The following is a 26,412-nucleotide window of genomic DNA, read 5'->3' on the forward strand; positions in this document are numbered from 1 at the left end:
CGTTTACTCACGACATATTCTCATTTTGGTTACTCTCTATTGTCCCACAGTAATTGGAAAAAATCCACAGAGATATACTCGCTCCATGGATTTATTTTTCCAAGTATTATTACATATTTCGACGGTATTGCCCGCCAACTTCATAAAGTGCATTGGTAATTTGACCGAGACTGGCAACTTTGACCGTTTCCATTAATTCAGCAAAAATATTTCCGCCTGATACCGCCACTTGTTGTAACTGTTCCAGTGCTTTTTCTGTTTTACTTGCGTGTTTTTGTTGGAATGCGCGTAGATTAATAATTTGCGTTTCCTTTTCTTCTTTCGTCGCTCTGGCGATTTCCATATTGTCGATATCCTCTTCAGACGGCGGATTCGGATTTAAATAGGTGTTTACGCCGATGATTGGAAGCTCTCCAGTATGTTTCTTCATTTCATAATACATAGACTCTTCTTGAATTTTACCACGTTGGTACTGTGTTTCCATCGATCCAAGTACGCCGCCACGGTCATTTAGTCGGTCGAATTCTGTAAGAACCGCTTCTTCGACAAGGTCGGTTAATTCGTCAATAATATATGCGCCTTGGAGCGGGTTTTCATTTTTCGACAGGCCATGTTCTTTCGTGATAATCATTTGAATGGCCATTGCCCGTCGAACGGATTCTTCGGTCGGCGTCGTGATTGCTTCGTCGTATGCGTTCGTATGAAGCGAGTTGCAATTATCTTGCAACGCCATTAACGCTTGTAGCGTAGTACGAATATCGTTGAAATCGATTTCTTGTGCGTGCAAACTGCGGCCCGATGTTTGCACATGGTATTTCAATTTTTGGCTACGGTCATTGGCACCGTATTTTTCACGCATGGCAACTGCCCAAATCCTTCTGGCGACACGGCCGATGACCGTATACTCCGGATCTAGTCCATTCGAGAAGAAGAATGATAGATTCGGTGCAAAATCATTGATGTTCATGCCGCGGCTCAAGTAATACTCCACGTATGTGAAACCATTTGCCAATGTGAATGCGAGTTGTGAAATTGGATTCGCGCCCGCTTCCGCGATGTGGTAACCCGAAATCGACACTGAATAATAGTTCTGTACTTTCTTATCGATGAAATACTGTTGAATATCGCCCATGAGTCGAAGCGCAAATTCTGTCGAGAAGATACAAGTGTTTTGACCTTGATCTTCTTTCAAAATATCCGCTTGAACAGTTCCGCGAACGACTTGCATCGTGCCGTCTTTCACTTCCGTAAACTCTTCAATCGACAACGGTCGACCCAATTCTTCTTCTTTAATACGAACTTGCTGATCGATAGCTGTATTCATGAACATCGCTAATATAATCGGTGCTGGCCCGTTAATCGTCATTGAGACAGATGTCGAAGGCGCGCATAAATCGAAGCCATCGTATAACTTTTTCATGTCTTCAAGCGTACAAATGCTGACGCCCGATTCGCCAACTTTCCCGTAAATATCCGGGCGCTCATCCGGGTCTTCTCCGTAAAGCGTCACGGAATCGAATGCTGTCGAAAGTCGTTTCGCGTCATCGTCTTTCGACAAATAGTGAAAACGGCGGTTTGTGCGTTCCGGCGTACCTTCGCCAGCGAATTGCCGTTTTGGATCTTCACCTTCGCGTTTAAACGGGAATACACCAGCCGTATATGGGAAAGAACCCGGTACGTTTTCACGGTAAACCCAGCGGAGAATTTCGCCGTAATCTTTATATTTTGGAAGCGCGATTTTCGGTATTTTAAGTCCAGCAAGACTAGTTGTGCGTAGTAATGTACGAATTTCTCGATCGCGCACTTTCGTCACGAACTCTTCGCCTGCATAAGCCTCTTTCAATGTCTCCCAGTTTGCTAGAATTTTTTTCGATTCAGGCGTTAATTCCTCACGGACACTGTCAGCCAGGAATTGAAGCGATTCGACTAATCCATCCTCAGGTGATTTTTCTTTTACAAGATTAATCGTACCTTCTAATTGAAATAGTTTTCGCGCCAAATCTTCTTGAACGCCAGATTTTCGGTGGTAGCCGCGAACCGCATCAGAAATTTCCCGCAGATAATGCATACGGTCTACTGGAATAATGACATTTTCTTTTTGCGCTTTCGCAAGATCGTCATAAGACGTTGTCCAATCAAGGTTGTAGGTTTCATTCAAAACGCGGACAATCGCTGCGAATAAAGAGTTGGTTCCTTTATCATTGAACTGACTCGCAATTGTTCCGTAAACCGGCATTTTGTCCAGCTCTTGATCGAATAGCATCCGGCTGCGTTGATATTGTTTTTGGACTTGTCGCATTGCGTCTTCAGAGCCTTTACGTTCGAATTTATTGATCGCGATTAAATCGGCGTAGTCAATCATGTCGATTTTTTCAAGCTGTGTCGGTGCGCCGAATTCGCTTGTCATGACATACATCGATGCATCAGATATGTCGGCAATATCGGCGTCCCCTTGGCCAATACCGCTTGTTTCGATAATAATCAAGTCGTACCCCGCGACTTTGACGATATCAAGTACATGTTGCATCGCACCGGATAGTTCCGAACGTGATCCTCTTGTTGCCAAACTGCGCATGAATACGCGTTTATTAAAAATAGAATTCATCCGAATCCGGTCTCCGAGCAGTGCGCCGCCCGTTTTTTGTTTCGTCGGGTCAATCGATAGAATCGCCACTTTTTTGTCTGGTAGCTCATGCAAAAATCTACGAATCAATTCGTCTGTCAATGAACTTTTTCCAGCTCCGCCCGTACCCGTGATTCCGAAAACAGGTGTGTTCTTCGATAGTTCTTTCGCTTTTTTCAAGAAAGCTTTTGCAGTTTCATCGTCTTTGTCGTACGTTTCTTCTGCATACGTAATGAGTTTTGAGAGCACTTCTGGATTTTCTGTTGTGACGCTTTCCAAATCCTCGATTTTGCAATCATTCGCGGTTTCAAAATCACATTCTTCCATCATCCGGTTAATCATGCCTTGAAGACCCATTTTCCGACCGTCTTCGGGCGAGAAAATCCATGCGATTCCGTATTCATGCAGTTCCTTAATTTCTTTCGGAATGATCACGCCGCCCCCGCCCGCGTAAATGCGGATATGCGGTGCCCCTTTTTCTGCTAGCAAATCATACATATATTTGAAGTATTCGACGTGGCCGCCTTGGTAAGACGACATCGCGATTGCTTGAACATTTTCTTGAATAGCTGCATTGACGACTTCTTCAACTGAGCGATTATGCCCGAGGTGAATGACTTCTGCGCCGCTTGCTTGCAAGATTCTGCGCATGATATTGATGGATGCATCGTGACCGTCAAATAAGCTCGATGCCGTTACCATTCTGACATGGTGTTTCGGTTTATATACTTCGATTGTAGCCATATAGTTAAACACCCTTTCCTTCTTCGTGAATATTCCCTGTTCCCACAATCCCCTTGAAAATTTGTTCTGTTTGAATTTCGATGAACTTTTCGATTGTATAGTTTTTCTGTAAAGCCCATCTCCGGAATGCCCACATCTGGCCTTGAACGACGATGTGGTGCGCCGCGATTTGAATGTCGTCTTGGTTAATGCGAAGTTCCCCTAACTCCACGCAAGACTGCAAAATATTTTCAAATAAAGCGACCATTTCCATTTCTTTTTTCAATACATATTGAAGTGCGTCTTTCGGCAAAGATTTAGATTCTTGGTACATGACGACGAACTCGTCTGACATGTCGTCGATGAGTTCGAAATATTGTTGGATGGCTGAGCGAAGTCCTTTGACGGTTCCTTCTTCTTTTGCTAGAACGTATAGTCGATCGTTTACTTCGTTGTAGATGCTGTCGCAGACGAGAAATAATACGTCTTCTTTTGTTCGAATGTATTCGTAGAGCGTGCCGATGCTGAAACCCGCTTCTTTTGCAATTTCACGCGTTGTTGTGCGGTGAAACCCTTTTTCTTTAAAGAGTTTGACTGCACCGCGTATCATTTGTTCGCGTCTCATTTCGATGAGACTTTCGTCTTTGACGGATGATTTTATTTGACGTTTTGTTTCCATAATAAACCCCCGATTGGTTTGAAGGCAGTTGAAAAAGTGTCGTTTAAAACGTTGATTTCCGTTCCGGGGGGACGCTTTCTAGCTTTTCCCGCTGGAGTCGCCCCCTCCACTACGATCAACTGGATATTTCATTTTATTAAGAACGTTTTTTCAGTAACTTTTATCATTTAGTTAGCATGCGGGAGATGACGAGGCGTTGGATTTCTTGGGTGCCTTCGTAGATTTGTGTGATTTTTGCGTCGCGCATGAAGCGTTCGACTGGATAGTCTTTTGTGTAGCCGTATCCACCGAAAACTTGGACTGCTTCTGTTGTCACTTTCATCGCCGTGTCTCCAGCCATTAGTTTAGCCATTGCTGATTCTTTTCCATATGGCAAGTTGTTCGATTCTAGCCAAGCCGCTTGATGCGTTAGTAATCTGGACGCTTCGATTGATGTGGCCATATCGGCTAGTTTGAAACCGATGCCTTGGTTATCTGCGATTGGTTTTCCGAATTGCTTACGTTCTTTGGCGTAATCGACTGAAGCGTCGAGGGCCCCTTGTGCAATACCAACCGCTTGCGCTGCGATGCCGTTTCTTCCGCCGTCTAGTGTTTTCATGGCGATGACAAATCCTTCACCGAGTTTGCCTAGTAGGTTTTCTTTCGGTACGCGGCAGTTGTCGAACATGATTTCAGTTGTTGGTGATGAACGAATGCCTAGCTTTTTCTCTTTTTTGCCGACTGAGAATCCAGGGAAGTCTTTTTCTACGATGAAAGCACTTGTTTCCGGACGCTTTCCTTCTTCTTGATTGGTAATGGCAAAAACGATATAAATGTCTGCGATGCCGCCGTTCGTGATGAAGATCTTCGAACCGTTAATCACATAGTCATCACCGTCAAGTTTCGCAGTCGTTCCCATTGCACCTGCGTCGGAACCGGATCTTGGTTCAGTTAATCCGTATGCGCCAATTTTTGTTCCTTCCGCCATGGGACGAAGGTATTTTTGTTTCTGTTCTTCAGTCCCGTATTTAAATACCGGCCAGCCTGCAAGTGAGGTATGCGCGGAAAGCGTAACACCGACGGATGCACAGACGCGTGATAGTTCTTCAACAGCTATGACATACGCCAGATAATCGCTACCGATTCCGCCGTATTCTTCTGGCCAAGGAATTCCTGTTAGGCCGAGTTCCGCCATTTTTTCGAATAAAACCATATCGAACCGTTCTTCTTCATCGCGTTCTGCAGCAGTTGGTGCCACTTCTTTTTCTGCGAAATCGCGGACCATTTTTCGAATCATTTCATGTTCTTCGGATAATTTAAAATTCATTATATTTCCCACCTTGTTTTTTTTGAGTTAATTTAATTGGTGATTCTATGAAAATAGGCTAGCGGTTTGGTCGATTGGGATTTGCTTGCAGTTCGGTCGAGTTTGCTTGCAGCTTTGGAGTGTTTGCTTGCAGTCCAGCACTGTTTGCTTGCACTAACCAATACTTTGCTTGCAAGTTGTGACCTTATCCCTACCTCGTTAAATGCTTGGAAATGACAATTCGTTGGATTTCGCTGGTACCTTCGTATATTTCGGTTACTTTGGCGTCGCGGAAGTAACGTTCGACTGGATAATCTTTTGTATAGCCGTAGCCGCCGAATATTTGGACCGCTTCAATCGATCCGTCAACAGCCGCTTTCGATGCGAATAGTTTGGCCATTGAGGCTTCTTTTCCGCAAGGCAAGCCTTCAGCGCGTAGTTGAGCTGCTCGATAAACGAGTAAGCGTGCACCTTCGACTGCGGTTGCCATATCGGCTAGTTTAAAACCGATTCCTTGTTGGCTCGCGATTGGTTTTCCGAATTGGACGCGTTCTCTTGCGTAATCGGTGGCGGCATCAAGTGAGGCAGTTGCGATTCCCAGTGCCTGTGCAGCGATTCCGATTCGGCCGACGTCGAGATTTGCCATGGCGATTTTGAATCCTTCGCCCTCTTTACCAAGCTTGTTTTCTACCGGAACTTTCATATTGTCGAAGACTAATTCAACGGTGCGAGAACCATGTAATCCCATTTTCTTTTCTTCTTTACCGATAATGAGTCCCGGTGTATCTTTATCGACGATGAACGCGGTGATGCCATATGTTTTATCAGCGGGACTTGTCGAGGCGAAGACGATGTAAACGTCGGCTTCCCCGCCGTTTGTAATGAACATTTTCGACCCATTTAATACATAATTGTCGCCGTCTTTGACTGCACGCGTTTTAAGTGCACCTGCATCTGACCCTGAAGATGACTCCGTTAAGCAAAAGGCGCCGAGATATTCCCCGCTCGCCATTTTCGGCAAGTATCTGTTCTTCTGCTCTTCATTCCCAAAGTACATGATTGGATTTGTTCCAACTGATGTATGGACCGATAGGATAACTCCTACAACCGCGCTTACTTTGGATAGTTCTTCGATGGCTAGAATATAAGAAACAAAATCCATCTCGGAACCACCGTATTGTTCGGGAACCGTAATTCCCATGAGGCCCAGTGCGCCCATTTTCGTTAAAATTTCACGCGGAAATTCGCCAGCTTCCATTTTGGGAATGAAAGGCTCAATTTCAGTTTTCGCGAAATTTCGTACCATGTCACGCATCATTTTCTGCTCATCAGTAAGTGTTAAATCCATCGCATTCTTGCCCCTTTAAATTTAGAATCTAATTTAGTACTGGTAAAATCCTCTGCCTGTTTTCTTCCCGAGCCAACCAGCTTTTACGTATTTTCTCAGCAATGGGCATGGGCGGTATTTTGAATCGCCGAATCCTTCGTGCAATGTTTCCATAATGTATAAGCATGTATCGAGTCCGATGAAATCCGCTAATTGCAGCGGCCCCATTGGGTGGTTCATGCCGAGTTTCATCACGTCATCGATGGCTTCTTTTGTCGCGACGCCTTCGTAGAGTGTATAAATTGCTTCATTGATCATTGGCATGAGTATGCGGTTTGCGACGAATCCCGGGAAATCATTCACTTCGACTGGCACTTTCGATAATTTTTTTGTCATCGTTTCGACTGCTTCGTAAACCTCATCATCTGTTGCCAGTCCGCGAATAATTTCAACAAGTTTCATCACAGGTACCGGGTTCATGAAGTGCATGCCGATTACTTTTTCAGGTCGATTGGTTGCGGCTGCAATTTCTGTAATCGGAAGTGATGATGTATTCGATGCAAGAATCGCACGTTCTAGCGCGATTTCATCAAGTTTTTCGAAAATCGACCGTTTGACTTCCATGTTTTCAACTGCTGCTTCGATCACGATATCTGCATGCTTGGCATCTTGTAGATTTAACGATTTCGTGATGCGTCCGAGAACTGCTGTTTTTTCTTCTTCCGACATGCGTCCTTTTTCCACATTTCGTGAAAGGTTTTTTGAGATGACCGCAAGTCCTTTTATATAGGATTCTTCTTTAATATCATTTAATAACACATCGTATCCCGCCTGGGCGCATACTTGAGCGATTCCCCCGCCCATTTGCCCAGCGCCGATTACCATTACCTTTTGGATTTTCATTTTAATTCCCCCGTATTATTTCGACTTCGGAACTTCAATCATAATCGCGTCACCTTGACCGCCGCCCGAACAAATCGAGGCAATGCCGATTCCTCCGCCGCGTCGTTTAAGTTCATAAGCAAGTGTTAAAATAATGCGCGCGCCACTAGCCCCAATCGGGTGACCTAACGCGACTGCGCCTCCGTTGACATTTACTTTTTCCGGATCGAGTTTTGCGATTTTGGAACTTGCGAGCGCAACGGCTGCAAAGGCTTCATTGATTTCAAAAAGGTCGATTTCTTCCAGGGTTTTTCCTGTTTTTTCCAAAATCTTATTAATGACAAGCCCTGGTGTTTGCGGAAAGTCTGCTGGCTCGATTGCGACTTCTGCATGACCGATAATTGTTGCGAGCACATTTTTGCCTTCTCTTTCTGCGCGTTCTTCATTCATTAATACGAGTGCACATGCGCCGTCATTTATGCCAGGTGCATTTCCTGCGGTAATTGTTCCATCTTTTCCGAATGCCGGTCGCAGTTTTGCGAGTGTTTCTAGGGACGTATCACGACGCGGTGCTTCGTCTGTGTCGACTTTTAACGGGTCGCCGCGGCGCTGCGTGATTTCAACGGGAACAATTTCTTCCGCGAATAAACCATCGTCAATTGCGGTTAGTGCGCGTTCATGACTGCGTAGCGCCCATTCGTCTTGTGTTTCGCGACCAAGCGAAAACTCATCCGCGGTTTTATTGCCATAGGTGCCCATATGGACGTTATCTGGTGAAAACGAACAGGAAAGTCCGTCAAAAACCATACCGTCGATGAGCGGTGCATCGCCCATTTTTAAACCGAATCGCGCTTTTGGTAAATAATACGGTGCGTTCGACATGGATTCCATGCCGCCTGCAACGATTACCTCTTCATCGCCAAGACGGATGAGTTGGTCGCCAAGTGTGACGCTACGCATTCCTGAGGCGCATACTTTGTTAATGGTTTCTGTTTTTGTGCGCCACGGAAGTCCCGCTTTTGTGGCTGCTTGCCTGGAAGGAATTTGTCCTTGGCCAGCTTGCAATACCGTTCCTATAATGACTTCATCGACTTCATCTTCCTTCACGCCGGAACGAGTTAACGCTTCTTTTATGGCGACTCCCCCGAGATCACTTGCCGAAAGAGTGGATAGGGCCCCTCCGAATCTTCCGAATGCCGTTCTTGCTCCATCAAGTATGACTGTTTTATTCAAGTTGAACGCCTCCCTTGCATTATTTGTTAACGCTTTCATTTACTGTGAAATTACAGCGACTGAACGCTCGCTCGACAACATTTCAAGAAAAGTGGGAGTGAGTTCCACTCCCATCCAATTACTCTTAGTATATCGTATCTTTTTACTAGCCGCAATAGTCTATTATTATTGTAAAACTGAATCGACTTCTTCAGTTGCTGCTACGAAGTCCTCGCCAAAAATTGAACGCTCGAGCAGTTCCGCGATATCGTATGTGCCGATTGTATCTTCGACTTCTTTCGCTTTCGTGCCGTCTGACAACATCGTTAAGCAATATGGACAACCTGAAGAAATAATGCCCGGGTTCACTTCGATGGCTTGTTCTGTTCGTGCTACGTTCACGCGATGTCCTGTATCTTCTTCCATCCACATGAGTCCGCCGCCCGCGCCACAGCACATGCCGTCTTGACGGTTGCGTTTCATTTCGACTAATTCGACGCCTGGAATTGCTCTCAGAATTTCACGAGGCGGGTCATAGACGTCGTTGTAACGGCCTAAGTAACAGGAATCATGGAACGTGATTGTTTCATTGATCGGGTGAACAGGTTTCAGTGTTCCGTTTTGGACTAAGTCGAAAAGCAATTCGGTATGGTGAATCACTTCTGCTTTGAATCCGAAATCCGGGTATTCATTCTTGAAAATATTGTATGCATGCGGGTCTGTTGTAATAATTTTTGTCACGCCAGCTTTTTCGAATTCTTTAATATTTGATTCGGCAAGTTCTTGGAATAAAAACTCGTTTCCAAGGCGTCTCGGTGTATCTCCAGAGTTCTTTTCTTTATTGCCAAGAATTGCGAACTTGATACCGGCTTTGTTTAACAAATGTGCGAATGACAGAGCGATTTTTTGTGAACGATTGTCGAATGCGCCCATTGATCCAACCCAGAATAGGTACTCGAATTCCTCGTCCGCTTTTTTCATCTCTTTAACAGTCGGAATATGAAGGTCCGGTCTTGAATCTCTCCAGTTTTCCTTTTCTTTACGGTTCAAGCCCCATGGATTTCCTTGGCGCTCGATGTTTGTCATCGCGCGTTGTGCATCTGGATCCATTTTCCCTTCGACCATGACGAGGTGACGACGTAGGTCGATAATTTTGTCGACATGTTCGTTCATCACTGGACATTGGTCTTCACAGTTACGGCAAGTTGTGCACGCCCAAATTTCTTCTTCGGTAATGACATCGCCGATGAGTGACGGGTTATAAATTTCGTCCATGGTAGCGCCTTCAAGTCCAGCAGCCATGGCGATTTGGTTTCCTTTTGTTTCGGCAAACATCGGTGCGGGCACCCAAGGCTTTTGTTTCGTCACAAGCGCACCGTGATTTGTTAAGTTATCGCGAAGCTTTGTGATCAAGTCCATCGGCGATAACATTTTTCCAGTTCCGGTTGCAGGACACATATTCGTACAGCGTCCACATTCAACACAAGCGTAAAAGTCGATCATTTGTAGCTGCGTGAAGTCTGTAATTTTCCCTACGCCGAGTGCTGGCATGTCTTCTTCGTTTTCTGTTTCTTCTTCCAGCGCTGAGAAATCGATTGGAATCAGTCTTCCAACGTTATCAAGACGGTGAAAGTAAACGTTTGCAGGACCTGCAATTAAGTGCGCGTGTTTTGATTGTGGTACATAGATCAAGAATGTTAATAGAATGAGTAAGTGAATCCACCAAGCAACAAAGAAAACGCTTGCAGCGGCGACAGTTGGAATTCCGCCGAAAATGAATGCGATGGAAGATGCCATTGGCTCCGTCCACGTTAATGCATTTCCTTGCCAAATCATATTCATGCCGTTCGCTAATAGTGTCGAAAGCATTAATCCGCCAATGAAAATGAGCACGAGTCCTGATTTCCAACCGCGTTTTAGACGAACGAGTTTTTCAACGTAACGGCGGTGGAAGGCCCATACTACGGCGATTAAAATCATAAAGACGACGATTTCTTGGAAGAACGTGAAGAATCCGTAGACCGGTCCGAATGGTAAATGCGAACCTGGTTTCAGTCCTTTCCAAATAAGGTCAATCGCCCCGAATTGTACCATCAAGAATCCGTAGAAGAACAGGACGTGGATGATTCCGCTCTTTTTGTCTTTCAGTAATTTCTTTTGTCCGAAAACATAGATCCAGATGTTGCGTAGACGTTCTCTAACATTCTCATCGAACTCTGTTTTTCTTCCGAGTTTGATAAATTGTATTCTTGTTTTAATTAAATGCGTGAATAGTGCTAACGCATAGGCTACGACAGCGAGGAATAAAATCCAGTTCGCAATGAGCAATGGGTCCAATTGTTTTCTCCCCTTTCAAAATAGTGAAACTTTTAACGTTGTGAATAGTGTAGTAGAAAAATAGGCTAATGTCGATAATCTATTTTCAGTATAATAATGAATGAGCATTCAGTCAATGGTAATATTGAAAAAATTATGTGATTCTGATTTTATACTGGATGTTTTCTTGTAGAGCAAACTAGGATCAACGCTTTGGGTAAAGATGGAATATCAGCATGCGCTATTCTCATAAGTTAATTTTAGATATCGTAATAAAAGCATACAGGATTTACAGTGTTGATACTTGTTATCTTCGCATATTTATAGATAGATCGATTAAATTAAGGGGGTGAAGTATGGGGGCTATCACTGGTAAAGATTATATTAACCGTTTAAATCGGCTAAAGAATGAAATTTGGTTCGATGGTGAAAAAATTGAGGGACTGCTCTCTAAACACCCTGCCTTTAAAGGACTTATTCAGTCAAAAGCGGCTTTATATGATTTGCAACATGACCCAAAAATAAAAGACGAGATGACATTTATTTCACCAGTATCGGGAGAGGCTATTGGTCTTTCCTATTTGCAACCAAAAACGAAAGAGGACTTAATCAGAAGAAGGAAGATGATTGAACGTTGGGCTAGGTATTCAGGGGGGATCATGGGACGAAGCCCGGATTATTTGAACACGGTTTTAATGAGTTTTGCTTCTTCAGTAACCTTTTTAAAAAATAAAGAAAACTGTTTTCCAAGTAATTTACAGACGTTTTATGAATTGGCCAGGGAAAATGATCTGTCTTTTACGCATACCTTTATTTCTCCACAAGTGAATCGCTCTCCTATCTACTTTGAAAATAGCGAAGAGCCCATTGCCGCAAAAGTTGTTGATAAAAATGAGGAAGGAATTATTATAAAAGGTGCCCGTCTTCTGGCTACACAGGGTGGTTTAACAGATGAAGTTTTAGTATTTAGCGTTGGGAAATTTCTATTTAATGAAGATCAAGCTTTCGCTTTTTCTATCCCTGCCAACACGAAAGGAATAAAGTTTATTTGTAGGGATACATTCATCGGGGGTCAATCTTCTTTTAATCATCCCTTAAGCTCGCGGTTCGAAGAAACGGATTCTATCATTGTCTTTGACAATGTATTAGTCCCTTGGAATCGAGTGTTTTATTACAACAATGCGAAGGTAGCTGAAGAATTTCCAATTCAAAGCTCTTTCCATCCCTTTACGAAGCACCAGGTGTTAATCAGACAAATTGTGAAAACGGAGTTCGTCCTGGGTATCGCTGAACTTCTGATCGAAACGATTAAAATTGGCGAGTATCAACATATCCAAGAGAAGATGTCAGAAATTATCATTGGACTAGAAACGATGAAAGCCTTGTTGGAGAAATCGGAAAACAACGCAAAATTAGATGAATGGGGTTATATGCGACCAGAAATATTTCCGCTTCAAGTTGCGAGTAATATATTCCCTAAAATCTATCCTCGTTTCATTGAAATTGTCCAACTAATCGGGGCAAGTGGAATGGTTACGTTGCCAACTGAAAAAGCATTTCAATCTATTATTGGAACTGACTTAAATTTATATCTTAAAGGCGCCACGAAGACCGCAGAGGAACGAGTAAAAATATTTCGTTTAGCTTGGGATCTAACAATGAGTTCATTTGGAACGAGACAAACTCAATATGAGCGATACTTTTTTGGCGACCCCATTCGCTTAGCAAGCGATTTATATAAAAAATATCCAAAAAGTGAATATGTAAAGGCAGTGACCAATTTCTTAAATTTAAAAAAGAAGAGTAAGTGAATATCTTACATTCTTCTTCAACTACCGCATGTGTAGTTGAAGAAGAATGAGTTATTTCATATGTAGCTCATAAAAAAACTCTCCAAAATGTGCATAGGCATTTTGGATTTGGGATGTGGGGATTCCGACGATGACGACCGTCGCGGGACCGGCGGATTTTTCTACATCAACAATTGATTCAACGGACAGGTTATCATTTTGTGTCAATTCTCGTGCCTCTGCTAGAATCCCACGGGAACCTACTGGCCATAGTTTATCTATCATTCCGATGTCCATTGCTTCACGAATTTTTCGAAGGCTGGCTATTTTATGGGCTTGTTCGGTTACTTCACTGCCTACGAGAGGGATTCCGTAGGTGAACCATTGGATATCGTCATGATTTGGCGCGGGATTTTTCTTCCCAATCATGGTCACCGCAACAGCTGATTGGATCAGGTCCATGTTTGTTTCTGAACTACCTGTAATTGTTGTTTTTTTTAGGCCTGCCTCTCGGAATAAATCCTCTACACCTTGGACGTATTTTTCCCAGCTTTTGCTTCCGCTAAAATTATGAATCAATACGGTGACAGGCTCGGCATTTGCTGCCCATTGTTCTAGTAAGGCGACTCGGGCGGCAAAATATGCGGTTACATTGTCTGGAACTGATACATAATCCCCTGCTTTTTCACCGATGCCGCCTGAATTGTCAGTTGTAAGCATAAAACCATTGCCGATATCCATTGCGTTTCTCATTGAAATCCACCTAATCCTTTGCCTTTCACATGTTTTAGTGCCGGGAATATAATTGCTGCGATCACGGCATTTATCACTGTCGCGATGAAAATGGCTGGTACTGCGCCTATGAAGAATGCCGGTGATATAAGAAAGTAAAATGGTAATGGTGCGAGTAAGCCGTTTGCGCCGATAAAAACAATCCATTTCAATACGTTCTTTTTTGCTTTATGAAGGCGCGCGAAAATCCAGACGATGATGAACATTTCAAGTGCAATGAGCAGATGAAAAGGACCGAGCGGAAATCCTGCATACATAGCCGATGCCGTATGACCCAAAAGTGCCGCGGTTCCTGAAAAAATGGGTGGTAAAAATGCTGCCGCTAGAAGGGCCGGGGCAGAATCGAGTGCAGTTGAACCGATGCCTAGCGGGATTTTCACTAACCCGCCAACTGCACATAAGGCAGTAAACATGGCGGTTAGTGTTAGATGTTTAAGTTTCATTTTTAATCCTTTTTCTTATCGGTATTCTCTGTTCGAAATACCTTCGCACTACGTACATATTCATTATCCGGAATGTTGATGCGTGAGTTTGCGATGCGAGCTGCGACGAAAAAGTAATCGGAAAGTCGATTTAAATAGCGACTGACAACTGGTGATACATCTACCTCCGCTTTCATCAAAGTCACCGTTTGACGTTCAGCGCGTCTAGTAACTGTGCGCGCAATGTGTAGCGATGCAGCCGCAGGAGATCCGCCTGGTAAAATGAACTTTTCAAGTGGCGGTGCCTCATTCATTAAATCATCAATTCGCTTCTCCAGCACTTCAATTGGTTCTTCCGTTAATTTATAATGGCGTTCTTTCATGACGTTTGAAAGATCTCCGCCCCCGTCGAATAACTCATTTTGAATCGCTTCAAGGTCTTCAAGTAAATCTGCAAATTTAGTTGGATCGAGTTCCGTCATTGCCTTTCCTACGAATGAGTTTAGTTCATCCATTGTGCCATAGGCTTCAACGCGAAGATCGTCTTTGTCGACACGTCCACCTATTAAACTTGTTTTGCCTTTGTCCCCAGTTTTTGTGTAAATCTTCATCTTCTATTCTCCCCTTTTCTTTATGTTTTGCGGAATGCCGTACCAAACCTTTGTTACTTCACTCGCTTCTGCGAATAGTCGTTGATACACTCTGCCGCATGTATCACGTAGTTTTCGAAGTTCAGCCTCCATCGGCACAATGCCGCGACTAATATCGGTTAAAATAACAATAGCTGGACGATTTTCTACCGCTTCTACTATCTGATCAATAGCTTTTTCTTCACTTAATTCACATTGCGCCAACCAATTTTCTAGTCCCGCTATGACAACGGCATGCTTTCCGGGCGCTGGTACTTCTCCCTCATGCCAACTTACGCCTTCTGCATGCTGCTTACTTAGTAATTTTTGAACAAACGCTCGTTTCCCGTTATGGGCACCGCCGATAATGACGTGCATTTTTTCCCCTCCACAAAGTCGTTACGATGATTCCATTTCAATGACCAAATCGATCCATGTGGAATCCTCCAGAACCAAAAGTCTTGTTTTTTAGGTGAAAACTGCGTTAACATCAACCGGATTGGACCGCCATGAGTGACGATAAAGTACTCCGATTGTTCTTCAAGTAATTCTGTAAGTGCAGCAAGTACTCGTCTGTTCACTTCCTGTAAACTTTCCCCATTCGGAGGTTTGTTTTCATAAGGATCATCTATCCAAGAACGATACGTCATGTTATCTTTCAACATTTCATACGTTTTTCCTTCCCAAGCACCGAAATGACTTTCACGGAACCGCTTGTCAGTTTCATAAACCGCTTCAGGAAAATACAGTGCTGCGCTTTCACGACAGCGCAGTAAGTCGCTACCATAAACGATTGTAGGTTTCCGAGGCAGCCTCGCTGAACCCGGTTCGTCGGTTGGTAAAATCGATTCGTCTGTCCAACCAATGTACTGCCGTTTTTGATTGCCAAGTGTGGGAAGATGACGGATTAAATGAACAGTAACACCGCAATCCATAAAATGACCTCCATCCCTTCAATAAATGCGCCTGATAAATCGCCTGTTACGCCCCCGAAATGTTTTAAGGACCAGTGACGAAAGCGTAAAATTCCGATTGCCAACAGGATGAATAAGAGAAGTGGAACGATAACACTTTCAACCATAAGCCAGACTGCGATTAAGATAGCGATTCCACTTAGTGATGACACGATGACCACGATTTTCGAATGAAGTTTTTCTTGAAAAAAGTACGCGAGCCCTGAACTTTTGGCGGTAGGTGTCTTAGAAAAGTAAATAGTCATCCCAACACGTGCAAGAAAAGGGATGGCGAGAAACAATATAAAATACGCGATACCTTTTTCCAAGATTTCGTTAAACAGCGCAATTTTTATTAGGATAAGGAATAGTAGCGCCATTGTACCGAACGCGCCAATTCTTGGATCTTCCATAATTTCAAGACGTTTTTCCCTGTCTTGATAGGAAAAGAATGCGTCCCCGGTGTCGGTCCATCCGTCGAAATGCAAACCGCCTGTTAGTAGGATTCCCGTCAACACGATGCATACAGCGGCGAGGAATGTGCCTGTCGAAAGTCCGCTTAATAGTAGTTCAGAAACACCGTACATCAGGAGTCCGATTGTCGCACCGACAAAGGGAAGCGCTATGTACATCGCCGTCACTTCTTTTCGACCAAGCGGCAACTCTTTTCGTATCGGAAGCACAGTGAAAAATTGAAGTGCCAGTAAAATCCCGTTCATATTCATCCTCCGCGCTTAAGATTTGAGTTGTTGAGACGACTTCCAATATGTGGCCACACCAAATTCCATTTCGATGGCATTGCTTGCTTTTTTCACGATGTTTTGATGAAGTTGGCCTAACCATTTACGATAGGTTTCTGTTTCCTTATCGATTGGCCGTAAATCATCGAGTATTTCGTTTGATACGATGACGAACTCTCTGGCTTTTAATAAAATCGAATCGATTGTTTTGTAGAGTTGCGTTCCTTTCCGCTCCATGCAACCTGTTTCTTCGATACAAGACGTCCCTGTTTCCCACCCAGCATACAATTCATTCGCCAGCCAAGTTGTTAAACAATCCCAGAGGACGAAATCATTTTCCCGAATGAATGGAATGACTTCTTCCAACTTCACCGGTTGTTCAATCGTCAACCAGTTATTTTCAGCGCGGTCTTGTCGATGGGTTTTTATGCGTAGCCCCATTTCAGCGTCCGTCACAGTTCCGGATGCAATATAGATGAGCCGGCCATCGCAACTTTCAGCTTGTTCGACGAGTATCTTTTCGGCAAAAGCACTTTTCCCGCTTCGAACACCACCGCTTATGAACGTCAGTTTTCCGCGAACCATTTTGCCAACTCCTCTTTTAAGACAGCCATTTCTTCAGGGTTCTTCATGCCGATTCTCAACCACTCACCGTCCATGCCGTAGAAGTTCTCTGAATGTCGAAGGACGATTCCTCTATGTAATAAATCTTCATGGAGTTGACGTGTTGTTCGGTTCCCGCCTGGTTTGAATGAAAGAAAGTTCACGACGGAATCAGTCACTGTACAACCGTTCATTTCAAGAAACACTTTCAAACTGCTTCGTTGGGCATCGCTCTGTCGAATCGACTTTTCTCGGTACTCAGCTTCGCCCAAACATAATGCGCCGATTTGCGCCGCAATGCCGTTCACATTCCAATGCGGAGTATGTGCTTTGATTTCTGAAATAATGGTTGGATTTGCGACGGCATAACCGAGACGTATTCCAGGAATGGAATACATTTTCGTCATCGAACGGACGATGATTACGTGTGGAAATTCTTTTATCCCTGATATGAATGATAGCGATTCATCTATAAAATCGATAAATGCTTCGTCTAGGACGATTTCGCAGTTCACTTTCGCGCCGTGACGAACTAGTTTGATCAGTTCTTCCCGCCCAGGTAAGATTCCTGTCGGATTATTTGGTGTACATAAATAGAGTACGGATGCATTTTCCATTGCTTGTTGAATGTCATTCATCGGTAATTTGAATCCACTTTCTTCAGTGGATAGAACACGAACGATTTCAACGTTTTTCGCTTTCAATGTTGCCTCATATTCTGAAAAAGTCGGATGGACAATCACTGCGCTTTTTCCTCTGTACCTTTCAGCAATCAGTGATAATAGTTCCGCTGCTCCGTTTCCTAAGATCAAAGATTTCCTGTCAATTTGATGGAAGTTTTCAGCGGCCGTTAAAAACGGCTCCCCTTCAGGATCAGGATATTGATTTATTCGACCCAACAAATCGGCCCATATTTTTTTGACGCTACTCGGCGGACCTGCTGGATTGACATTTTCACTAAAGTCCAACACATTATCCGGCGGAATGACACCGAGTTTTTTGTATAGTTTAAATGGATTTGCGCCATGTTCAGGTAATTGCATAGATCATCACTCCTAAGACTGTACCTATAAACCAAAAAAAGAACGAAATGACATGTAGTTCAAATATAGATGCTTTTATATGCGTCGCATCCAATGGAACCAGAGCGGGTCCGAGCTTTGGCCGCTCTGAATTCCTCCCCCGATACGTTGCTTTTCCGCCTAGTGAAACGCCTAGTTGCCAGGCAGTGGCTGCTTCCAAGTATCCGCTATTCGGACTTGGGTGTCGACGGGCATCTTTTAGCCAACCTGAAAATCGTTTCAGAAATGGGAGCTGGCTTTTATTTGGTGCATAAAGAATCAATAATAGTCCGGTGATTCGTGCTGGAATGAAGTTAAGTAAATCATCAGCGCGTGCTGAAAACTTGCCGAATTTCTCATAACGCTCATCTTTATAGCCAATCATTGAATCCAATGTATTGACTGCTTTATACAACCATAATCCCGGTGCACCGAATAAGAATGCCCAAAAAAGCGGCGATGTGACCCCATCTGCAATGTTTTCCGATACCGTTTCAATCGTTGCTCGTGAAATTTCACTTTCATCAAGCTTATCGGTATCTCGGCCGACAATCCAAGATAGTTTTGTCCGCGCATCGGAGATTTCACCTGCGATAAGTGGATTGTAAACGTCCATTGCAGCATCTCTCAAGCTTTTTTGTGCGAGACCGACGGCGATTAGAAGACTCTCTATCGCAATGCCCACCAATAAATGGAGAGAATATGCAAATTCGACAAGGACGAATACAATCGAAAAAACAACAATCACAGTAATTATAAGCGTGATTGCGCCTTTTAACGTACGGTTTTTCCCTTTATTGAACCGAGTCGTCAGTTGAGTAATTAGCGTGCCAATCCAACGGACGGGATGTGGCCATTTCGGTGGATCACCAATGAGGCGATCCAGAAAAAAACCAATTGCAATGGCTATGAAGTGCGCCGGTATCAAGTTGACCATCCTTTCGCTTTCTTATACGCTTGAATCGCTTTCACGGTGCAATCGAAGACTCCTTGTGCGATGAGTTTGCCTAGTTCCGTAATTGGACCCGCGTATGGAAGCATTTTTCCTTGTTGAGTAGCTGCGATAAGGATACTGTCTGTAGACGTTCCAGTTGCTATCGTTTCGGTTAAAGGATCTTTTATGTTTTCTACTTGAAGCGCTTTTGACTTTGATTCAGTTGCGGTGATCATCGCTTGAATAAATGCTTCATCCGGTAATTGTCCATTGATGATGACCCATGTATTGATTGTGCCTACTTTTGGTGTTTCATCGCGTGTGATGGCTTGCGATACATCGACTGCATTGCCGATTCCAGCAGTCACTGCAATATATACTTTTCCGAAGTCGCCCGCATATTCGCCTATTTCAACGTGTTCTGTCGTAACGGCTGTCATCATTGCCACGGTTTCAGTTAATGGAAACCCCTTTGTTTCTAGATACGTTGCCATTTCGCTTTTCACATCATCGTGGTTATAAGTACTGTCCACATGACGGTTTACAAAAGTCCGATACCACCCCATGCCCGCATTATGAACTGCTGATGATACAGTTTTTAGCGGTTGACTGGCTCGGAAAACGACAAATTCTTCTGAGCTGAAAAAATTCTCTCTGGTCACTTTTGCAACTATTTTTTCACTATTAACATCCGGAAGTAATGTGATTTGCGGCTTTGGCAATTCCGGATGCGGCTGTGTTTTTACGCGCGCATGATAAACGGTTTCTATCGATTGTTCTTTTACGACTTCTTGCGGCGGGCCAATTGTTGAAATCTTGCCGTTGTCCATAAGTAATAGTCGATCACAATATAATGCAGCTAAGTTAATGTCGTGGAATACTGAGATAACGGTAAGTCCTTTTCCGACCGCTTCTTTTCGTATTGTGTCCATCAGTTGTTGTTGATGGGCAATATCCAAGTGGTTTGTCGGTTCGTCCAATAATAAAATCGGAGCGACTTGGGCGAGTGCCTGGGCGACGAAAACGCGTTGCTGTTCCCCTCCCGACAATAATTCAATGGACTGGTTTTCATAGCGCGTGACAGCTGTGCTTTTCATCGCTTCCGTAACGGCCCTTTCGTCTTCATTTGACCAAGATGAAAAGATTCCTGTTTGGTGCGGATATCTTCCAAGTTCAACTGTTTCTCGTACTGAATGAGAAAATGCATGGGCATGAAGTTGGGGCAAGACCGCTACTTTTCGAGCGAATTCCTTTTGCGTGTAATCGGATGCCTTTTTTCCGTCAATCGTTACCGAACCGCCCGCGGCAGATAAAATGCCCGATATTATTTTTAATAATGTAGACTTACCGCTGCCGTTCGGTCCTAAAATGCCGAGCACTTCGCCTCTTTTCACGTCGAAGGAGACAGAGTTTACGACTAACTCATCGCCGTAGCCGCCTGATAGGTTTTCAACTTGTAACATATTACATCGCTCCTCTTCTTCTTTGACGGTAAAAGATGAATGCAAAGACCGGTGCACCGATAAATGCGGTAATGACGCCGACTGGTAGTTCTGTTGGCGAAATGATGGTGCGCGCGACTAAATCGCAAATGATGAGTAAAGAAGCGCCGTTCATAAAGGATAATGTTAATAAATGACGGTGATCCGTTCCCCACATGAGTCTCGTCATATGTGGAACTACTAAACCGATAAACCCAATCGTTCCTGATACGGCAACGGCTGATCCGGTTAGAATTGACCCGCCGATTAAGATCATGAATTTCCGTCGTTTGACGTTAACGCCGAGGTGATGCGCACGTTCTTCGCCGAATAACATTGCATTTAATTCCCGACGGTTGAACCAAAGTATGGTCGATCCGATGATGACAAAAGGCAGAATCATTGTGATGTAGTTCCAGCCACGCATTGAAACGCTGCCGAGAAGCCAACCAATAATCTGCCGTAATTCTTCGCCTGTAAGGGCAATCATGAGGGATAATACAGACCCCAGAAATGAGCCAAAAATAATTCCTGTTAATATTATGGTTTCCATTTTCATCGCTCTGTCAACGAGTCGCGCAAACCCTAACACAAGAAACATCGTTAGCGCGGCGCCAATCATACTGAAAACCGGTAGCGTATAGTTGCCTAGAACCGGGATGGATAAACTGAAAAAAAGTGTCATCACAGCACCAACCGAGGCGCCGGATGACACTCCGAGTGTGTAAGGATCTGCAAGTGGGTTCTTCAAAAGTCCTTGGAATGCTGCACCGGCAATCGCCAATGATGCACCAACAAGTCCTGCCAATAAAACCCTCGGCATACGGATTTTCCATAGGATGTTTGTCGCGATTTCGTCCGCTTCCCTATTCCATAAAGTACTTAAAGGGATATCCACCGTACCGATTGATACACCGAGCCACATCGCCACAACAAGTGTGGCGATGGATACGATGTAGGCAACGCTTGATTTATTCACCGAAAACCTCTGGATAAATTGCCTTTGCATAAGCTTCAAGTCCTTCAGCAAGACGCGGACCTTGGCGGCTTGTGATGTTTTCATCTACTTGAACGACTGCTTTTTCTTTGATCGCTGTAATTGTGCCGAAGCCATCACGTGCGTAAACATCTTCAACGGCAGTGTCTATGTAATCGTACATAACGACAATGACGTCTGGGTTACGTTTAATAATTTCTTCTGGATCCATTTGAACCCAACCTTCTTGGTCTGCTGCAATATTTTCTGCGCCGACTAAGTCGAGTAATTCTTGTGCAAATGTTTTCGCACCTGGCGTGTAAATTTCAGGAGCCGGTGACGTTTCAACAAATACCGTTTTTTTCGTATCGACGTCTTTTACTTTTGCGACGACTTCATCTACTTTTGTTTTCATATTATCGATAATTTCAGTTGCTTCTTTTGTTTTCCCTGTTGCTTTACCGATTGTTTCAATCGTTTCGTACGTTTCTTCAAAGTTCAACGCATCTTTCACAACAAATACAGAAATTCCCGCATCTCGAATTTGCTGATACCCTTCTTCAGACATTCCGTATGCTGATTCATGTCCGAAAACGATATCTGGATTCATAGCGATGATTGCTTCAACATTAAATTCCATTGCACCGATTTTATCTTTTTCAGCAGCTTCTGCCGGATAATCATCGTAATCACTCACACCGACAATTTCATCCGCTAAATCAAGACCAAATAAAATCTCTGTGTTACTTGGAATCATAGAAACAATTTTTGTTGGCGCTACTTCAATCTTTACTTCATTGCCCACAGCGTCCTTCAATGTAACTGGGAATTCTGCTTCTACTTCTTCTCCAGCTACATTTTCTGTGTTGGATTCGTTTTCTTTCGGTTTATCATCGACCGCATTTCCTCCACATGCAGCGAGCAAAAATACTGCCAAAATCGATGTAAGCATTAACTTCCATAAGTTCTTCATTCTATTTTCCTCCATTATTTCCAAATAAAAATCCCCCGTATTGCTACGGAGGAAAGTCATCAGTAAAAATCTAATGGCCAAATGGGCAGATTTTCACCAATCCTATTCCTCGTAGGTTTCGGCAGATTTCATAAAGGCAGGTCTCCTGGCTCGTGTTCACAGCGTTTCGCGTCTTCCCGGAATTTACCAGTGACGTTCCTGCGAATTGCTCACACTTACAGTGGCGGGACCGCGTCGGCATTAAACCGACTTCCCTTTTAACCTCGTTCGTTACAGCGAGGCACCTTTATGTTTGGTCTGTTAGTTAAGTTCACCCTTTAGTATACTTATAAATTTCTAGCGTGTCGAGATAATGTGACGAACTGCTTGCGTCAAGTTTTTGTAGGTACTATGTTAAGCAAATTTTTTCTCATCTTAGATCGTTATGTATTCCATTTTAATCAATACCATATAAGCTATGTTGATTTCCGTTACGAGCGGACGCGTTCCGTGGGGCGTGCGGTTAGCCTCCTCGTCGCGAAAACCGTGCTCCTGCGGGGTCTAACCTGTCACGCTAATCCCACTGGAGTCGCCGCTCTCCACTCCAATCAACAGAGATTACTTATAAATAAAGTGCCGTACACGTAAATAACAAAATAAATTTGTAACACAGATTGAAAATAACCACCTAATAAATGCTGGACTGCCGCTTGTATCTATATCTTGTTTAATTTGTTTCCATTTTCGTCTCTAACTTAGTTTCCAAGAGACCATATTTTCTCTGAAAACGTTGTAAAATTTTTAACCAACTTGCACCAAAAACAATGATGAAAAATACATTACTGACACTATGTGCTAGATCAAAATAAATACTTGCCATATAAATTCCAATAAAGGTTTCTCGTGTCATATTTTCCAAGTTGCCGACGATAATCCATAAATTCATAAACCACCCGAATACATATCCCCAAATAAATCCAAAAACGCACTTGCCCCAAAGCTTAGTCATCCACCAAGCATTTCGCAACAGACCAGCACTCATTCCCATCATACCCCATGCATACATTTGCCAAGGCGTCCATGGACCTTGTCCGAGAAATATATTCGATACGATTGCAGCAACTGCACCGACGATAAAACCTGATTCCGCACCGAAAACTAAACCAGCCATAATAATGACGAATGAAGTAGGCTGAACACTTGGCAATCCTGCAAAAGGAACACGGCCTACCGCAGCGATTGCGGCTAGCATGGCTAAAATAACGATTTCCCGAACAGCCACATTTCGCATTTCAAATCGAACAAAAAATGGAATCATGATCATGCTAATGATTAGAAAACTGAGCAGCAAATAAGCGTTGTAGTGAAATACTGCAATGGACAAGACAAGTAAAACGAAAATAACAATCGAGACAATGGCTAGGTAACGCTTATTGTTAATGGCCATTTTGCCAAAGCCTTCTCAAGTGTAAGGGCTTCTCTAGTTTCACTGACGCGGGTTGCTCGATTGATGGTTGTTGTGTAAAAGTAATTGTCTTTAAATAATTCCTTCGGTGTTCCACTCACCGTAATTTCACCATTGAAAATCATTGCGCACTTTTCCACATTTCGAGCGGCAAATTCTATATCATGCGTAACCATAATAATCGTCATTCCAGCGTTATGTAATTCCTTCAAGATTGTTGACAGTTGATTTTTCGAAGCTGAATCGAGTCCTTTTGTCGGCTCATCGATAAGTAAAAGAGTTGGAGATTCAATCAACATGCAAGCAAGCGCGGCTTTTTGAATTTCCCCGCCGGAGCAATCATGGGGATGCCGTCCACGTAAATGTTCGATATCGAAAGTTTGAAGAAGTTCCTCGATTTTAGCTGCGCCATTTGGAACTTCATGCCGAATGACCGCTTCTTGCATCTCTTGTTCGATTGTATCGTAAACAAAATAGGTTTTTGGATTTTGCGGAAGATAAGCAATACGATCAAAATTCACTTTTGCACGCGGCTTATGAATATTTTCCCCTTGAAGAAATACTTTTCCTCTTTGTGGTTTCACACTGCCGATACAAGTTTTTAATACCGTTGTTTTTCCGGATCCGTTTCCGCCAATGAGGGCAAAAAATTCACCTTCAAATATAGATAGGGATAGTTTTTTCAAAACGAGTGGGTTTTCACGTCGATATTGATAAAACACATTTTGGAGGTCTACGGCAATGGTTCTTTTGGGTGAAATCGTCTTGCTGTTATCAGTTGAATGTGAACGATCCATTAATTCAGGAAGTCCAGCAATCCAATCCCTGCTGTCTTTAACTGTTAGCGGGATTTCCTTATGTGTTATCGTATCCGTTCTTTCCATATACAACCTAGCCAATGTTGGCAAATAAGAGATGAAATGCTCGTCTTCTCTTTGATATATGTCTTCAATCACTTTTCGACTGCTACCACTGTACTTAATCAGACCCGCTTGCATAAACAATATTCGATCCGCTATTGAAAATAGTTGTTCGAGGCGATGCTCCACAATAATAATTGTAATACCCATTTCTTTATTAAGTCGTTCTAGCGTCGTCAGCAATTCTCTTGCTGCAATCGGATCTAGTTGTGAGGTGGGTTCATCCAACAATAGAACTTTTGGTTTTAACAGAAGCGTTGAAAGCAAATTCAGCATTTGTTTTTGACCGCCCGACAACTCTGAAGGTTTCGCCCCTAACATGTCCTTCATTCCAAAAAAGTGTACCAATTCAGCGACCCGTTTTCTCATCTCAAAATTCGAATATCCCAGGTTTTCTAATCCAAAAACAATCTCTTGCATCACTTCATTCATGACAATTTGGTTTTCGGGATCTTGGGATACAAACCCAATTTCTTCTATCAATTTTTTTCTATTCCATTCTGTTAATGGTAAACCTTGATAGTAAATTTCACCTTTTTGATTACCGACTGGGGCCAGTTCATTTTTCAATAAACGCAGTAGCGTTGTTTTGCCACATCCACTTGGTCCACAGATAACGATGAACTCACCTTCTTTTATTGTCAGGTTAATATTTTGCAACGCCCACTCAGTCGCATCCGGAAATTGAAACTTAAGATTTTCTATTTTAATGACTTCCATCGAATTCGTTCTCTCCCTTCAACAATCAATGGAAAGGTAGCTAAAATGATTAAAAATAGTAGCAATATCCAATCCAATGGATACAATCGCAATGTACCCAGCTCAGGATAAATATAAATCTTCCCATAGCCTAATAGACCGCCTATTAAGCATGCGATAAAAAGAGATATAATTAATAACCCCCATCCGATATCTTGTTTCCCCCAACGAAAAGGCAAATACGTGCTACGTTTTCCCGTGCCATAGCCCCTTGCTTGCATGGAATTCGCTGTCTCTAACGCTTCTTCCAGCGACCAGGTCAATAGAATTTGCAATAGGACCATCCCGCTTTTCGTTCGTTTTCTAATCGATCCCGTTTTTATATCGATTCCTCGAACGCGTTGAACATCAGCGATTTCTGTTAAGCGCATTCGTAAGAGCGGGACAAAACGGATGGCTAGCATAGATAAAAATGCAAGTTTAGGTAAAACACGCGAAAAAATATATAAAAACTTGTTGCCGTTTAAAATGATATTAAAAGAAATAAACATTATTATAATCGCGACAATTGATAAAGCCATCACTATCCCGTACATGCTTGCTTCTAGCGTCACTTGTTTCCCCCGAAAATAAAACAAGATATTCGTGCCTCTTGAAACCAAAAATGGATTCAATAAAATAATAAAGCTACTCATAGTTAGGAGCATCGGAATCCATTTTTTCAATTCCCTTCCTTTATCATGTGAAATATTCACAGCAACCAGAATGATGAGTGCGACAAGTAAAAACAAGGGATGATTGAAGTAAAGTAGTAGTACTCCAATCGATAAATAATAACTAAAAAGGACAATTGGATGATAGGAGTGATAACCTGTTTCTATTGGATATTCACCTCTTTTATTTCATTAACTTAAAACGCGACCTGAAGTTAGAAAACGACAGATCGCA

The 26,412-nt window shown here is 43.2% G+C and carries 23 protein-coding genes and 1 riboswitch; of the genes, 1 reads left to right on the forward strand and 22 read right to left on the reverse strand.

The annotated features are described in order from the left end of the window. Positions 1–109 precede the first annotated feature (109 nt). From icmF to J4G36_RS11350, 7 genes are all read right to left on the reverse strand, one after another. Positions 110–3,367, reverse strand: coding sequence for a fused isobutyryl-CoA mutase/GTPase IcmF (gene icmF / locus J4G36_RS11320; protein ID WP_210470214.1), 3,258 nt, complete (start codon positions 3,365–3,367; stop codon positions 110–112). Positions 3,368–3,371: 4 nt separating this feature from the next. Continuing rightward, positions 3,372–4,025 (reverse strand): TetR/AcrR family transcriptional regulator, encoded by a 654-nt coding sequence (locus J4G36_RS11325; RefSeq protein WP_210470216.1) that lies wholly within the window; start codon positions 4,023–4,025, stop codon positions 3,372–3,374. A gap of 163 nt (positions 4,026–4,188) precedes the next feature. Then, positions 4,189–5,331: an acyl-CoA dehydrogenase gene (locus J4G36_RS11330; RefSeq protein ID WP_210470218.1), complete on the reverse strand. Its 1,143-nt coding sequence runs from the start codon at positions 5,329–5,331 to the stop codon at positions 4,189–4,191. A 190-nt stretch (positions 5,332–5,521) separates the two neighbouring features. Continuing rightward, a complete protein-coding gene (locus J4G36_RS11335; RefSeq protein ID WP_210470220.1) occupies positions 5,522–6,658 on the reverse strand; it encodes an acyl-CoA dehydrogenase in 1,137 nt (378 codons plus the stop codon). A gap of 33 nt (positions 6,659–6,691) precedes the next feature. Next, complete coding sequence (locus J4G36_RS11340) at positions 6,692–7,540, reverse strand: 3-hydroxybutyryl-CoA dehydrogenase (RefSeq protein WP_210470223.1); 849 nt, start codon at positions 7,538–7,540, stop codon at positions 6,692–6,694. A gap of 15 nt (positions 7,541–7,555) precedes the next feature. After that, entirely contained in the window at positions 7,556–8,752 is a 1,197-nt protein-coding gene (locus J4G36_RS11345; protein WP_210470226.1) for an acetyl-CoA C-acetyltransferase, read from the reverse strand. A 165-nt stretch (positions 8,753–8,917) separates the two neighbouring features. After that, entirely contained in the window at positions 8,918–11,068 is a 2,151-nt protein-coding gene (locus tag J4G36_RS11350; protein WP_210470227.1) for a (Fe-S)-binding protein, read from the reverse strand. 335 nt (positions 11,069–11,403) lie between these two features. Here J4G36_RS11350 and hpaB point away from each other — a divergent pair, with 335 nt between their 5' ends. Beyond that, positions 11,404–12,858 (forward strand): 4-hydroxyphenylacetate 3-monooxygenase, oxygenase component, encoded by a 1,455-nt coding sequence (gene hpaB / locus J4G36_RS11355; protein ID WP_210470229.1) that lies wholly within the window; start codon positions 11,404–11,406, stop codon positions 12,856–12,858. Between the two features lie 51 nt (positions 12,859–12,909). On the opposite strand, the gene J4G36_RS11360 is transcribed toward hpaB, so the two are convergent. The 15 genes from J4G36_RS11360 to J4G36_RS11430 form a co-directional block, all read right to left on the reverse strand. After that, the gene (locus J4G36_RS11360; protein ID WP_210470231.1) at positions 12,910–13,590 is read right to left on the reverse strand and encodes a hypothetical protein; all 681 of its coding nucleotides are present in this window, start codon (positions 13,588–13,590) and stop codon (positions 12,910–12,912) included. Beyond that, positions 13,587–14,072: an ECF transporter S component gene (locus tag J4G36_RS11365; protein WP_210470240.1), complete on the reverse strand. Its 486-nt coding sequence runs from the start codon at positions 14,070–14,072 to the stop codon at positions 13,587–13,589. The genes J4G36_RS11360 and J4G36_RS11365 overlap by 4 nt, the downstream gene beginning before the upstream one ends. Positions 14,073–14,074: 2 nt before the next feature. Beyond that, a complete protein-coding gene (locus J4G36_RS11370; RefSeq protein ID WP_210470242.1) occupies positions 14,075–14,662 on the reverse strand; it encodes a cob(I)yrinic acid a,c-diamide adenosyltransferase in 588 nt (195 codons plus the stop codon). Between the two features lie 3 nt (positions 14,663–14,665). Further along, on the reverse strand, positions 14,666–15,058 hold the full coding sequence (locus tag J4G36_RS11375; RefSeq protein ID WP_210470244.1) for a bifunctional adenosylcobinamide kinase/adenosylcobinamide-phosphate guanylyltransferase: 393 nt from the start codon (positions 15,056–15,058) through the stop codon (positions 14,666–14,668). Continuing rightward, positions 14,998–15,615 (reverse strand): histidine phosphatase family protein, encoded by a 618-nt coding sequence (locus tag J4G36_RS11380; RefSeq protein WP_210470246.1) that lies wholly within the window; start codon positions 15,613–15,615, stop codon positions 14,998–15,000. The genes J4G36_RS11375 and J4G36_RS11380 overlap by 61 nt, the downstream gene beginning before the upstream one ends. Continuing rightward, complete coding sequence (cobS, locus tag J4G36_RS11385; RefSeq protein WP_210470248.1) at positions 15,588–16,352, reverse strand: adenosylcobinamide-GDP ribazoletransferase; 765 nt, start codon at positions 16,350–16,352, stop codon at positions 15,588–15,590. The genes J4G36_RS11380 and cobS overlap by 28 nt, the downstream gene beginning before the upstream one ends. Positions 16,353–16,367: 15 nt before the next feature. Beyond that, positions 16,368–16,958, reverse strand: coding sequence for a bifunctional adenosylcobinamide kinase/adenosylcobinamide-phosphate guanylyltransferase (locus tag J4G36_RS11390; RefSeq protein ID WP_210470251.1), 591 nt, complete (start codon positions 16,956–16,958; stop codon positions 16,368–16,370). Beyond that, on the reverse strand, positions 16,940–18,019 hold the full coding sequence (locus J4G36_RS11395; protein WP_210470253.1) for a pyridoxal phosphate-dependent aminotransferase: 1,080 nt from the start codon (positions 18,017–18,019) through the stop codon (positions 16,940–16,942). Before J4G36_RS11395 ends, J4G36_RS11390 begins: the two co-directional genes overlap by 19 nt. Beyond that, a complete protein-coding gene (cbiB, locus tag J4G36_RS11400; RefSeq protein ID WP_210470255.1) occupies positions 18,006–18,974 on the reverse strand; it encodes an adenosylcobinamide-phosphate synthase CbiB in 969 nt (322 codons plus the stop codon). Before cbiB ends, J4G36_RS11395 begins: the two co-directional genes overlap by 14 nt. Next, a complete protein-coding gene (locus J4G36_RS11405; protein ID WP_210470257.1) occupies positions 18,962–20,434 on the reverse strand; it encodes a heme ABC transporter ATP-binding protein in 1,473 nt (490 codons plus the stop codon). The genes cbiB and J4G36_RS11405 overlap by 13 nt, the downstream gene beginning before the upstream one ends. Before the next feature lies 1 nt (position 20,435). Next, positions 20,436–21,377: a FecCD family ABC transporter permease gene (locus tag J4G36_RS11410; protein ID WP_483315899.1), complete on the reverse strand. Its 942-nt coding sequence runs from the start codon at positions 21,375–21,377 to the stop codon at positions 20,436–20,438. Between the two features lie 46 nt (positions 21,378–21,423). Next, positions 21,424–22,401, reverse strand: coding sequence for an ABC transporter substrate-binding protein (locus J4G36_RS11415; RefSeq protein ID WP_210470261.1), 978 nt, complete (start codon positions 22,399–22,401; stop codon positions 21,424–21,426). Positions 22,402–22,519: 118 nt separating this feature from the next. Then, positions 22,520–22,704: riboswitch (cobalamin riboswitch) on the reverse strand. A 403-nt stretch (positions 22,705–23,107) separates the two neighbouring features. Further along, entirely contained in the window at positions 23,108–23,827 is a 720-nt protein-coding gene (locus J4G36_RS11420) for an ECF transporter S component (RefSeq protein ID WP_210470270.1), read from the reverse strand. Beyond that, the gene (locus J4G36_RS11425; RefSeq protein WP_210470272.1) at positions 23,800–25,485 is read right to left on the reverse strand and encodes an ABC transporter ATP-binding protein; all 1,686 of its coding nucleotides are present in this window, start codon (positions 25,483–25,485) and stop codon (positions 23,800–23,802) included. Before J4G36_RS11425 ends, J4G36_RS11420 begins: the two co-directional genes overlap by 28 nt. Further along, a complete protein-coding gene (locus J4G36_RS11430) occupies positions 25,467–26,345 on the reverse strand; it encodes an energy-coupling factor transporter transmembrane component T (RefSeq protein ID WP_368668773.1) in 879 nt (292 codons plus the stop codon). Before J4G36_RS11430 ends, J4G36_RS11425 begins: the two co-directional genes overlap by 19 nt. Positions 26,346–26,412 lie beyond the last annotated feature (67 nt).

Origin of the sequence: Sporosarcina sp. 6E9, assembly GCF_017921835.1 — a bacterium.
Lineage (GTDB): Bacteria > Bacillota > Bacilli > Bacillales_A > Planococcaceae > Sporosarcina.

What these genes read in the sequence shown, in the direction of transcription:
- icmF (WP_210470214.1), bottom strand. Translation starts at nt 3,367, where the DNA reads ATGGCTACAATCGAAGTATATAAACCGAAACACCATGTCAGAATGGTA.
- J4G36_RS11325 (WP_210470216.1), bottom strand. Translation starts at nt 4,025, where the DNA reads ATGGAAACAAAACGTCAAATAAAATCATCCGTCAAAGACGAAAGTCTC.
- J4G36_RS11330 (WP_210470218.1), bottom strand. Translation starts at nt 5,331, where the DNA reads ATGAATTTTAAATTATCCGAAGAACATGAAATGATTCGAAAAATGGTC.
- J4G36_RS11335 (WP_210470220.1), bottom strand. Translation starts at nt 6,658, where the DNA reads ATGGATTTAACACTTACTGATGAGCAGAAAATGATGCGTGACATGGTA.
- J4G36_RS11340 (WP_210470223.1), bottom strand. Translation starts at nt 7,540, where the DNA reads ATGAAAATCCAAAAGGTAATGGTAATCGGCGCTGGGCAAATGGGCGGG.
- hpaB (WP_210470229.1), top strand. Translation starts at nt 11,404, where the DNA reads ATGGGGGCTATCACTGGTAAAGATTATATTAACCGTTTAAATCGGCTA.
- J4G36_RS11360 (WP_210470231.1), bottom strand. Translation starts at nt 13,590, where the DNA reads ATGAGAAACGCAATGGATATCGGCAATGGTTTTATGCTTACAACTGAC.
- J4G36_RS11365 (WP_210470240.1), bottom strand. Translation starts at nt 14,072, where the DNA reads ATGAAACTTAAACATCTAACACTAACCGCCATGTTTACTGCCTTATGT.
- J4G36_RS11370 (WP_210470242.1), bottom strand. Translation starts at nt 14,662, where the DNA reads ATGAAGATTTACACAAAAACTGGGGACAAAGGCAAAACAAGTTTAATA.
- J4G36_RS11375 (WP_210470244.1), bottom strand. Translation starts at nt 15,058, where the DNA reads ATGCACGTCATTATCGGCGGTGCCCATAACGGGAAACGAGCGTTTGTT.
- J4G36_RS11380 (WP_210470246.1), bottom strand. Translation starts at nt 15,615, where the DNA reads ATGGATTGCGGTGTTACTGTTCATTTAATCCGTCATCTTCCCACACTT.
- cobS (WP_210470248.1), bottom strand. Translation starts at nt 16,352, where the DNA reads ATGAACGGGATTTTACTGGCACTTCAATTTTTCACTGTGCTTCCGATA.
- J4G36_RS11390 (WP_210470251.1), bottom strand. Translation starts at nt 16,958, where the DNA reads ATGGTTCGCGGAAAACTGACGTTCATAAGCGGTGGTGTTCGAAGCGGG.
- J4G36_RS11395 (WP_210470253.1), bottom strand. Translation starts at nt 18,019, where the DNA reads ATGCAATTACCTGAACATGGCGCAAATCCATTTAAACTATACAAAAAA.
- cbiB (WP_210470255.1), bottom strand. Translation starts at nt 18,974, where the DNA reads ATGGTCAACTTGATACCGGCGCACTTCATAGCCATTGCAATTGGTTTT.
- J4G36_RS11405 (WP_210470257.1), bottom strand. Translation starts at nt 20,434, where the DNA reads ATGTTACAAGTTGAAAACCTATCAGGCGGCTACGGCGATGAGTTAGTC.
- J4G36_RS11410 (WP_483315899.1), bottom strand. Translation starts at nt 21,377, where the DNA reads ATGTGGCTCGGTGTATCAATCGGTACGGTGGATATCCCTTTAAGTACT.
- J4G36_RS11415 (WP_210470261.1), bottom strand. Translation starts at nt 22,401, where the DNA reads ATGAAGAACTTATGGAAGTTAATGCTTACATCGATTTTGGCAGTATTT.
- J4G36_RS11420 (WP_210470270.1), bottom strand. Translation starts at nt 23,827, where the DNA reads ATGGCCATTAACAATAAGCGTTACCTAGCCATTGTCTCGATTGTTATT.
- J4G36_RS11425 (WP_210470272.1), bottom strand. Translation starts at nt 25,485, where the DNA reads ATGGAAGTCATTAAAATAGAAAATCTTAAGTTTCAATTTCCGGATGCG.